Genomic DNA, 10984 nt, shown 5'->3' on the forward strand with positions numbered 1-10984 from the left:
AAAAGATTTTTCTATTATTTCTTTTTGAGTTTGATTTGGATATATTCTAAACTTAAAAGCTTTCATCTGTATCATTTCTTCACCTCCTTTTAATTTATATTACAGGCTTACATCTCCACCCTACTTATATTGAGGATGGAATATTTCGCCTATCTTTGATAAAAAGATAAAAATAGCCATGCAAGTATAATATTAATAGGCTGTCTTTCCTCCTACTTATTATAGAACACATGGCTATTTGTATTTAGTTAAAATACTACTACTAGTTTAGATTCTAATACTTTTAATTTGATACTTATTCATCTGTCATACGATATCCTACTCCTACTTCAGTCAAAATATACTCTGGTTGAGCAGGATTTTTTTCAATTTTTCGTCTTATACTTGCCATAAAAACTCTAAGAGATTGGTTTTCGCTTTCATAGTAATTACCCCAAACCTTATCTATTATAAATTTATGTGTTAAAACTCTCCCTGAATACTTAGACATTAATTCAACAAGTTTATATTCAATTGGAGTTAAGTGTATCTCCTCGTCATTAATAGATACAGCATGCTTTTCATAATCTATCTTTAGATTTTTAACCTCAAAGGTTGTAGGAACATCACTATTTATCTTACCTTGTTGAACTTTATTTCTAAGGGCCACACGCACTCTAGCCAAAAGTTCTGTTACACTAAAAGGTTTCGTCAAATAATCATCTGCTCCACCATCTAAAGCCTCAACTTTGTCTCTCTCGTGTTCTCTTGCTGAAACAACAATTATTTTATTATTTTTAGCACAAGCCCTAACTCTACCTATTACCTCAATTCCATCAATATCTGGTAAACCTAAATCTAAAATTATTAAATCTGGGTCAAGAGAATGTATAAGTGATATAGCTGTGCCTCCATTGTCAGTTTCTACACATCTATAGTTTTGAGTTTCCAGAGACACTTTTATAAATTTACAAATTGGTCTATCGTCTTCCACAATTAAAACCAACGGTTTTACTTCCATTCGTCTTTCACCTCCCCTTTATCTAAAGGTATACTAAATCTAAATGTGGCTCCTCCAGAAGGATTATTAAAAGCAATAATTTCTCCACCATGAGCTTGTACTATAGACTTACATATTTCTAAACCAAGACCAATCCCTCTTCTTTCAAGATTTCTTGCTTTATTCTTTGTATAAAATCTATTAAATATATTCTTAATATCTTCACTTGGTATTCCTTTTCCGTTGTCTGCCACTTCAAATAATACATTTTCAGCTTCTTTACTTACAGTTAATTCTATCTTAGAATTTTTAGGTGTATGTCTTATAGCATTGTCAATTAAGTTTACTAAAACTTGCTCTATCAATAATACATCCACATGAACTATTATTATTTCATCTGGTATATTGGTTTGTATCTCTCTACTATTGGCAAATTTTTTAACTCTTAGTATAGATTCCGCAATTATTTCATCTACAACCTCTGGACGTTTTTCAATATCCAATTTTCCTTCATCTATTCTGGTCATACTAAGTATATTCTCAACAGAGTGAGTCAACCAACTTGTATCTTCATATATATTTTTTAGTAGCTCTACTCTAGTTTCTTTATCTATTACATCATCATTTTCAAGTATAGTTGAAGAAGAACCTAGTATGCTTGTAAGTGGAGTTCTCAAATCATGAGAAATTGATCTAAGCAAGTTTCCTCTTAACCTCTCTCGTTCTGTTTCAAGATTAGCTTTTTTATTCTTTTCAAATAGATTTTCTCTATCAATTGCTAATGCAACTTGTGTTGAAACTGCTTCTAACAATATCTTTTCATTTTCCGTAATAATATCAATTTTAAAACATGCAATACCTATAACACCAAGAACATTGGATTCTTGACCTTTTATAGGAAAATAGTAAGCACTACTATTTTTACAATATTTTGTTCCAATCCCAACTGGCACACCTGTTCTAAAAGCCTCTTTTATAGCTTCCTTTTCTAATACTGAATAGAATATATTCTCACTTCCGTCATTATTACAAATATAAATACTTGGCTTACCTAGATTATTATCACCATCTGCAATAGTTACTATAACAGTTCTATTTAACATGTTTACCAAATTAGACCCACAAAATTCAATTATTTGATTTTTATTTTTTGCTTTAAGAAGTGTTTTATTATTTTCATAAAGCAACCTTATCATTTTCTCTCTTTTATGAGAAAGTCTTACTTCTTTTTTTATTCTAGAAGTTAAAGTACTTGTTATAATTGCTGCCAAAAGCATAATACAAAAGGTCATTGGATAATCTTTTCTATAAGCTATAAAAGTATATAATGGGTGTGTAAAGAAAAAATTAAATGATAGCACTCCTATTACTGAAGAAAGTATTCCAAAAAAATACCCATGTGTTATACTTGTAGCAAATAATACACCTAATATATACACTAAAATAATATTAGATTCATTAAAACCTACTTTTTTAAAAGCTACTGATATTCCAGTAGCAATTATCATAACCAATATAGTTTTTATAAAGTCCTTAATAATTATTTTCTTACTGAGATAGTCATCTTCATCATAATCATACTCTTTTAAGTCCTCATGATGTAGTCGTTCTTTTTTCATTTACTACAATTCCTCCTTATTGTTACTGTTTAAATTGACTCTAATGTATATAATACAATTTTATCATAATAAATTCAATCAATACATTTAATTAATACCTTCAAATTACTAAAAGGTGCTGTCTTAAAATGAAAATAAATCTCTATTTCAAAACAGCACCTTTATATATTTAAATCACTAATTTAATTTTTACATATTTAAATTGTTAGTTCAATTCAATCTAATAAATTATAATATCTTAATATTTGATTTTTAAAACATTCCTATCCGACAAGCATAAATATAAAGTGGGCACATACACCTGCACATAAACCACCTATTGTATGCGAAAGAATCGCTTTACCAGCTAATGGTCTTGCATCTAAAGCATCCATCATACCAATGTGTGTACTTAAATATCCACTCCAACACATACCCATTGCTGTAAATACTGCTATATCATTAGGAGTTATAGCACCTGATTTTATGAATTCTGGTACTAGAGATATTGCTGCTCCAACAGCACCTAATGCAGTTACAGGGAATGCTATTGCTTCTGGTGAAGTAAATCCAAATAATGGTTCTATTATAAAACTGATTTTGTCACCAATAGCAGGTAATAATTTTATACCTTCATATGCAGCTCCTGTGTAAACAGCTTGACCTGTAGCAGGGTCTGTAGATGGTCCAAAAGTTAATAACATAACTAATGTACAAACTACTAAAACTCCTGGTATTATAGCCATACCCATTTCAACACCTAGCTTACCACCTTCAAGTATAGCATCCAATGTTCTTTGGAATACATTACCATCTCTTATTTCTCTAAACTCTTCAATCTTTGCACTGTTTACACTTGCTTGTTTGTCATTATCACTTTTAGGGTCATAATTATAATACTTTTTAGTAAAAGTCAACATAATTCTAACACTAATAATACTACCTATTATTGCTCCAACGTTACCAATTATAGCTGGTAATACATATTCTTTACCTTGAGCTATCATGAAAGTTGTTACAATAAGTCCCATACCAAAAGCTGTTCCTAAGTTACATAAAGCAGGTATTTGATATTTTTTAAAGTATTGTGTAAATGTTTTGTCTTTAGCGAATGGTATAATAGCTGGGTTATCAGATAAATAAGTTGCCACTACTCCTGCTATACTAGCACCAGGTAACCCCCATATAGGTCTCATAAGGCCCTTAAATATCTTATTTACTAAAGATATTACTCCAAATTCTGAAAGTAATGCACTAAGTGCACCTGCAAGGACTGCCATTGCCATTATCAAAAATACTGTGTCTAGTAAAAGTGCATGTGCCGTGCTCATTATTACTTTGAACATCATTCCTGCACCCATGATACTGCCTACATAGCCAAATCCTACCGCCAAAAGTACAATAAATACGAAGGTTTCCATACTTACTGCCTTGACTCTCCTCTTATCTGACAGCTTCTCCATTTTGATTTTCCCCCTTTTTAATTTAGAATTAAGGTTTCTACATTAATACAAATTTGTTAATACAAAACAAGTTCTAAAACTTACATCTGTGATTCAAGTTGTCGGTTTGTTGAAATAAAAAACCGTGACTGATATTATAACAATAAGAATATCTAATTTAATAAAAGATATTCTTATTCTATTTTATGTTATTATATTATCACCCTTTGGTATAAAAGTCAATTTTTTCTATTTCTGTGGTTTAATTTTATTTATGCTCTTCTTATATTTTTTATTATCTTTTATCTTCGAAACTATTCCATACAGATTAACTCTTCTAAATACTGTAGTTATAAATACTAACCCCAATGCAATCGAACTTGCACAAGATAATGTACTTACCCCATACTCTACTGCCTTAATATAGTCATTAGTTAAAACAGAATACATAGTGTTATATATTCCATAACCTGGTACTAAGATTATGAGACAACAAACACTTAAAGTTGTCGATGGAGTCATATAAATCCTAGCACATAATTCACAGTATATTGCAAAACATACTGTAGCTATAAAAAAACACAGGTTTACTGATACACCCATATTCAAACAAAACTTATACGAAAACCAAGCTATACTTCCACCTACACCTGATATTATCAAGTTTTTTCCCTTCATATTAAATAAGACTCCAAAACTTAAGGCTGTAAAAAAAGCTGCTACTACTTCTATAAACAATTTCATTTATATACCCCCTAACTTGAAGTATAATCCTAGTACCAAAAACATTCCTACTGCTATGGATACACCTACAAAAAATACTTCTGCCAACTTTGCAAGACCAGATATCAATTGACCATCTAACAAGTCTCTTAACGCATTAGTTAAAGCAAGTCCTGGAACCAAAAGCATTATTGCTCCTGCTATTAAATGGTCCATAGTCTTTATAAATCCAAGTTTTAGAATCACAATAGAACAAAAAGCTATAACAACTGCTCCTATCGCATTTACAAAAAAATCGTTTAGTGATGACTTATTTAGGTACATAATAACAAATTTAGTCATTATTCCCACCATAAACGCAGCTATAAATTCTTTTAAATCTCCTCCAAATAATATAGAAAAAGTTGCTGCTGCAATACCTGCAAAAATTATTGTTACTATATCTGAATAATAATTATCTTCACTTATCTCATCTAAAATCCTCTCACATAACTCAATATCTAAATTATTTATACTGATTGCTCTTGATAATGAGTTAACTTCATGAACTAAGTTTAGGTCTACCCTTCTTGAACTTATTCTTTTAATTGCTGAATGTAGTTTCCCATCTACAAAAACAGATGCCATTACAGCCGTTGGAGTTGCAAACACATCTACATGCTCTATACCAAAAGATTGGCATATTCTACTTATCGTTTCTTCAACTCTATAAGTTTCTCCTCCACTTTGCAACATAGCTTTACCTGCATTTGAGGAAAAGTTTAAAATTCTATCTATATCCACAAAACATATCTCCCATTCTTTTATAATATTATTCATATTTTATTACAATACATTAATTATTTAAAACTATTTTAAATAATTAATATCCAACATTTAGATTTTATGAAAAAATTTGTTTTTTATGCTTGTCAAAAATAAATTATAAAGTTATTTACACCATAAAATGGCTGAATTAATATTTCATAGACACTTTCAACCATTGATATATAACTGCTTTAAATTTTACAAGCTTATTTTTCTTTTCATTATTTTTGTTTCAATAAAAAATTCTCTCTCCATTTACTCTTCATTTTACCAATTCTTCATTAAATACTTTAAAAACTACTACAATTGACGATTTACAATAACTATAATTTTAAATCTGTACACTTTTAAATTGCTCATAACCTAATAATTAGTTTATGTATATTTAAGTAATTAGTTTTTATATATTTATATGAACATTAGATAAAAGTGCTACATACATTACAAAATTTATACTTATCTAATATAACAACATAATACCTTATGTAAATCCATAAAAATCCATATCTCATATAAATGCAACTATTATTTTAACACCAACTACTACACAAAACAACATATTAAAAAGTAAAATACAAAATATCCACTATAAACCTTATTTTAATATTAAATATATTATATAATATATTTAATATAACTTAAATATAAAGAAAGGGGGTACTATAATGTTAAGAAAAGATAAAGTTTTATTATCACTACATAAGTTATGTAATAATATAACTTTAAAAGACCTACAATCAGAGAAAACAGGATTTACTACTCTTGAAGTTGCTAACAATTCATCTCTTGATAGAAGTAATACTAGTAAAGAATTAAATAATCTATATAATGAAAAGAAAGTTGTAAAAATATCTGGTAAACCTATTTTATTTTTACATGCTGGTATTATTGAAAATTTGATTGGTCGTACCTTAAATAGCTCAGAATATTCTATAAGAAATTGTAATGAACTATTTAAATCAACTAAAAATGATTCAGAAGATGTCTTCTCAACATTACTTGGACATGATTCTAGCCTTAAATTAGCTATAGAAAAAGCTAAATCTGCCATACTTTACCCTCCAAAAGGTCTTAATACATTGCTTATAGGGCCTACTGGTGTTGGAAAAAGTACATTTGCTGAAACAATGTACAAATATGCTATAGAAAGCAAAGTATTTTCTTCTGAAAGTAAATTTGTAGTATTTAACTGTGCTGAATATGCAGAAAATGCTAACTTACTTCTTAGTAATTTATTTGGTTATGTTAAAGGTTCTTTTACTGGTGCTAATAAGGATAAATTTGGGATAGTTGCACAGGCTAATGGTGGTATATTGTTTTTAGATGAAATACACAGATTACCCCCAGAAGGCCAAGAGATGCTTTTTCTTTTGATGGATAAAGGTATATACAGACGATTAGGAGAATCTGATGTCGTACATAGAGCTACAGTCTTTATTGTGTGTGCTACAACAGAAGATATACAGTCTTCCTTACTTGGAACTTTTCTAAGAAGAATTCCTGTTACAATTAATCTACCTGCTTTACAGGATAGGTCCTTAAAAGAAAGATTATCTCTCATTAAATATTTCTTTATTGTAGAATCTAAATATACTAATGCAACTATAAGAGTTCATAAAGACGTAATTAAATCATTACTACTTTATGATTGTTTTGGTAATATAGGTCAACTTAAGTCTGATATACAACTTATGAGTGCAAGAGCATTTTTAAATTATAAGACTGAACTAAAAGACAACATAGAAATAGACTTATCTCTTGTTCCTGACTATATTTACACTGGTCTTTTAAAGTTGAATGAAAATCGCAGTAATTTAAATAAATTATCAGAGCTTGATTATATGCTTTTTTATGAATTCAATGGTAACAACTTAGAGGTCGAATATACAAAAGAACTATCTAAATACAATATAGATACATCAAACAATGGATTTAGATACTCTACAGAGATTCCTTATCTAGAAAATGATATAAGGAGTATGTTTATAAATTACATGGAGAAATACTCTACAAAATTACTTTCAGTATCATCAGTAACTCATTCTGATTATACAAGTAATGAGATTTTTAAAGTAATCAACCCAAAGATTTACTATGCTGTTGAACACTCTTTAAAAGAGGCTGAAAAAATCTCTAGAAATAAATATACAAAACAAACTTATGTTGCTCTTTCAATGCATATAAGTGCTCTTATAGAAAATATAAACCAGGATACATATAATCCTAAGTACAATCTATATAATGATAAAATTTTCTTAGAAAAAGATTTAAATATAGCTAAAATAGTTTTAAGTATAATTGAAAACGACCTACAGATATCTTTACCCAAGGATGAAGTAAAATTTATATCTATGTTTCTAAATAGTACATACCTTGAGCCTAATAATCACTCTGAAAGTATTGGAGTTATAATACTTGCTCATGGAAATTCAACAGCTAGCAGTATGTGTGATGTAGCCAATTCACTACTTGGTACAAACCATTGTAATGCAATTGATATGCCTTTGGATGTGAAAGTAAGTACTATACTTGACAAAGCTATAGAATTGGTAAAAGAATGTGATGAAGGTAAGGGGGTACTCCTTTTAACAGATATGGGCTCTCTTATAGCTTTTGGAGAACTTATTTCAGAAAAAACAAAGATTAAAACACGCTCTATTGAAATGGTGTCTACTCCAATAGTTTTGGAGGCAGTAAGAAAAAGTACTCTACCAGAAATGACCTTAGATGAGTTAGCTAACTCTTTAAGTTCTTTAAATCCATATATTGGACGAGCTGCAATTGACTCATCAGAAATAAATTATCCTGAAAAATCGAGAGATTATGCTATAATAACTACTTGTATAACAGGTTATGGTTCAGCTATGAAAGTTGCAGACTTTATAAATTCTTCGCTAAAAAATATCAATAAGTACAATATTAACTTAGTTCCTCATAATATAGAGAGTTTTAAAATGTATAGGAATAAATTTAGTAATACTAAAATTTTAGCAGTTGTTGGTAGTGTAGACTTTAATGTTGCTAACACTCCATTTATACACATAGAAGAACTTCTAAATGGATATGGCCTTGATATGTTAAACAAGATAATAGAAGGTACATTCAATGCCAATATTATCACTAATATAAAGGAAACAAATCTATCATATAACAGCTTAATAATAAACTTCATGTCTCAGAACTTAGAATTATTGGACTCAGTTAAATTATTCAACTATGTTAATTCATCATTATTTTCAATAATAGAATTAATAGACGAAGACCTTAAGAGTAAATTTAAACTTGGATATATACTACACTGCTCTTTTATGATAGAAAGATGTTTTAAAAATACAACTTTTCCATATAATAACATTACTGAGTTAATTGGTAAAAATTATAAATTATATGAATTAATACGAGAAGCTTTTAAAACAACTGAAGCTTACTTTAATATTTCGATACCAGATGAGGAAATTGCTTATATAATAGATATGATTAATGAATATCTAAATAAATAGAGCCTATAGTTCCTATCTTGCGCACATAATTAGTATATGAAATGGAGGATGAAATTTTGAAAAGAAAAGTAAAACTTTTAGCAATACTTGCATTAATTTTTACATTTATAACACCTGGATTCTCATTTGCAGATAATCCACCAGTCCCAAATTCTTCAAGGGCAGCATTGCTTATAGACCAAGATACTAGAAGAATATTATTTGAAAAAAATAGCGACGAAAAAATGCCTCTAGCTAGCTTAAGTAAGATGATGACATTTTTACTTGCAATAGAAGCAGTAGATAAGAATCAAGTTAAAGAAACTGATATAGTAAAAATAGACAAGTCTACAGCTTCTGTTGGAGGTTCTACTTGTAAGCTTAAAGATGGCGATGAAATACCTCTAGGGGAGCTTATGCAAGGTCTTATGCTTGTTTCTGGAAATGATGCTGCTATGGCCATAGCGAAATACATTGGTAAAGATGAAAAGAATTTTGTAGATATGATGAATAAGAAAGCTGAAGAAATAGGAATGCATGATACGTATTATTTTAATCCAAATGGTCTTCCTAGATATACTGACCCAGAACGTAAAGAGCCTCCTATCGAGAACATATCAACAGCTCATGATATAGTTACTCTTGGAAAGTATATGTATGACCATTATGAAAGTCAGGTTACTAGAATAACTACTATGCAAGTTTATAATGATACTAAAAAGGATTTTACACACTACAATACAAATCCTCTACTTGTTTCAGTTCCTGGTGTTGATGGAATAAAGACAGGTTATACAGATAATGCTGGATATTGTTTTGCATTTTCTATGATGGTACCTAAAGATGCTAAAAATGAAAGAAATCATAGATTAATAGGTGTTGTACTTGGTGATGGTAATAAGAAGAATAGAATTTCTTCTTCTGCTAGCTTATTGAAGTATGGTAAAGACAATTTCCATTCTAAAAAAATAGCTCATAAGGGGGATACTATAGAAACTCCTTGTGTTGATGGTATTGATGATTTTAAGATAAAAGTTAAGGTAGATAAAGATTTATATGGTGTTGTTTCAGATAATGAGAATATCAATCCTAAGATAGTGTTTAAGAGTATGAGTTATCCTATCAATAAGGGAGATATTGTTGGTGTTGCAAAGTATTATAATGATTCTGGTAAGTTTGTTGGAAGTGTTAATGTAAGAAGTGAAAGCAATATAGGTTGTATTCCTTTGAAGGACAAAATTAAGATTAAGGTCGCTAAGATAAATAGAGAGCTTGAAGGCAGAAATTCTGTTTGTTTTAAGGCTTAGTGCTTAGATAAAAGTTAAGAGATTGAATGAAAGTTGAAAATTATGGAAAGCTCCACTGTATGGTGGGGTTTTTTGTTGTTGTGTTTTTACAAAAAAATTAAAATAGTGGCAACAATTGAGGATGTGAGGGAGAGTTGCCACTATTTTGTATAGGGTATTATATTATGTTTTTAAGCTAGTTTTACTATCTTCTATGTTTATATAATAACTCTTGTGTATGAATTTAATAGATAATTCATATGAATATTATGTGAAGTTTTAAAGGTATAGTTTTTAAATTTTTCATATGAATATTATTCAAAATTTGCTACTTTAGTATACCAAAAGAGCTGTAGGTAAATTTGTTTTTATACAAATCTACTTACAGCCCATTTTACATACTAGTTTTACTTATTGAAATTAAAAAGATTTACTGCTATTCTACCTAATAAAGAGGATACAGTTGTTACTGTTGTTTTAGCAGGTACTGTTACCTCTATTGATTTTGTATCTGCTGTTTTTCCACTTGATGTATGCTCTACTGTAAATACTAATGTAACTTTTGTTTCTGCATCTGGTGGTACTATTGTACCATCTTTCTTTATAACATTTTCATTAGTTGATGATTTTATTGATATAGTATATCCACTTGATACTGTTGGCATAGTTA

General features: G+C 29.2%; 8 protein-coding genes and 1 pseudogene. 2 read left to right on the forward strand and 7 right to left on the reverse strand.

Annotated features, from left to right (window positions below):
* The 6 genes from KGF45_RS20570 to KGF45_RS19245 form a co-directional block, all read right to left on the reverse strand.
* Positions 1–75, reverse strand: a 75-nt coding sequence (locus KGF45_RS20570) for a helix-turn-helix domain-containing protein (RefSeq protein ID WP_413926604.1), incomplete at its 3' end; no start/stop codon positions are given.
* A gap of 220 nt (positions 76–295) precedes the next feature.
* Positions 296–1000: a response regulator transcription factor gene (locus KGF45_RS19225; RefSeq protein ID WP_227843068.1), complete on the reverse strand. Its 705-nt coding sequence runs from the start codon at positions 998–1000 to the stop codon at positions 296–298.
* Positions 991–2598: an ATP-binding protein gene (locus KGF45_RS19230; protein ID WP_227830439.1), complete on the reverse strand. Its 1608-nt coding sequence runs from the start codon at positions 2596–2598 to the stop codon at positions 991–993. Before KGF45_RS19230 ends, KGF45_RS19225 begins: the two co-directional genes overlap by 10 nt.
* 263 nt (positions 2599–2861) lie before the next feature.
* Complete coding sequence (locus tag KGF45_RS19235; RefSeq protein WP_227830440.1) at positions 2862–4040, reverse strand: hypothetical protein; 1179 nt, start codon at positions 4038–4040, stop codon at positions 2862–2864.
* Positions 4041–4268: 228 nt separating this feature from the next.
* Positions 4269–4763, reverse strand: a complete 495-nt coding sequence (locus tag KGF45_RS19240; RefSeq protein ID WP_227830441.1) for a threonine/serine exporter family protein — start codon at positions 4761–4763, stop codon at positions 4269–4271.
* Entirely contained in the window at positions 4764–5525 is a 762-nt protein-coding gene (locus tag KGF45_RS19245; RefSeq protein WP_227433654.1) for a threonine/serine exporter family protein, read from the reverse strand.
* Between the two features lie 689 nt (positions 5526–6214).
* Between KGF45_RS19245 and KGF45_RS19250 the strand changes: the two genes are divergently transcribed.
* A complete protein-coding gene (locus KGF45_RS19250) occupies positions 6215–9049 on the forward strand; it encodes a sigma-54-dependent transcriptional regulator (RefSeq protein WP_227830442.1) in 2835 nt (944 codons plus the stop codon).
* Between the two features lie 41 nt (positions 9050–9090).
* Complete coding sequence (locus KGF45_RS19255; RefSeq protein WP_227830443.1) at positions 9091–10335, forward strand: D-alanyl-D-alanine carboxypeptidase family protein; 1245 nt, start codon at positions 9091–9093, stop codon at positions 10333–10335.
* Positions 10336–10721: 386 nt separating this feature from the next.
* Here KGF45_RS19255 and KGF45_RS19260 read toward each other — a convergent pair.
* Positions 10722–10984: pseudogene (locus tag KGF45_RS19260) on the reverse strand (cell wall-binding repeat-containing protein); the annotation flags it as partial.

This window comes from Clostridioides sp. ZZV14-6154, assembly GCF_020657785.1.
Classification (GTDB): Bacteria; Bacillota; Clostridia; order Peptostreptococcales; family Peptostreptococcaceae; genus Clostridioides.

What these genes read in the sequence shown, in the direction of transcription:
- KGF45_RS19225 (WP_227843068.1), bottom strand. Translation starts at nt 1,000, where the DNA reads ATGGAAGTAAAACCGTTGGTTTTAATTGTGGAAGACGATAGACCAATT.
- KGF45_RS19250 (WP_227830442.1), top strand. Translation starts at nt 6,215, where the DNA reads ATGTTAAGAAAAGATAAAGTTTTATTATCACTACATAAGTTATGTAAT.
- KGF45_RS19230 (WP_227830439.1), bottom strand. Translation starts at nt 2,598, where the DNA reads ATGAAAAAAGAACGACTACATCATGAGGACTTAAAAGAGTATGATTAT.
- KGF45_RS19235 (WP_227830440.1), bottom strand. Translation starts at nt 4,040, where the DNA reads ATGGAGAAGCTGTCAGATAAGAGGAGAGTCAAGGCAGTAAGTATGGAA.
- KGF45_RS19240 (WP_227830441.1), bottom strand. Translation starts at nt 4,763, where the DNA reads ATGAAATTGTTTATAGAAGTAGTAGCAGCTTTTTTTACAGCCTTAAGT.
- KGF45_RS19255 (WP_227830443.1), top strand. Translation starts at nt 9,091, where the DNA reads ATGGAGGATGAAATTTTGAAAAGAAAAGTAAAACTTTTAGCAATACTT.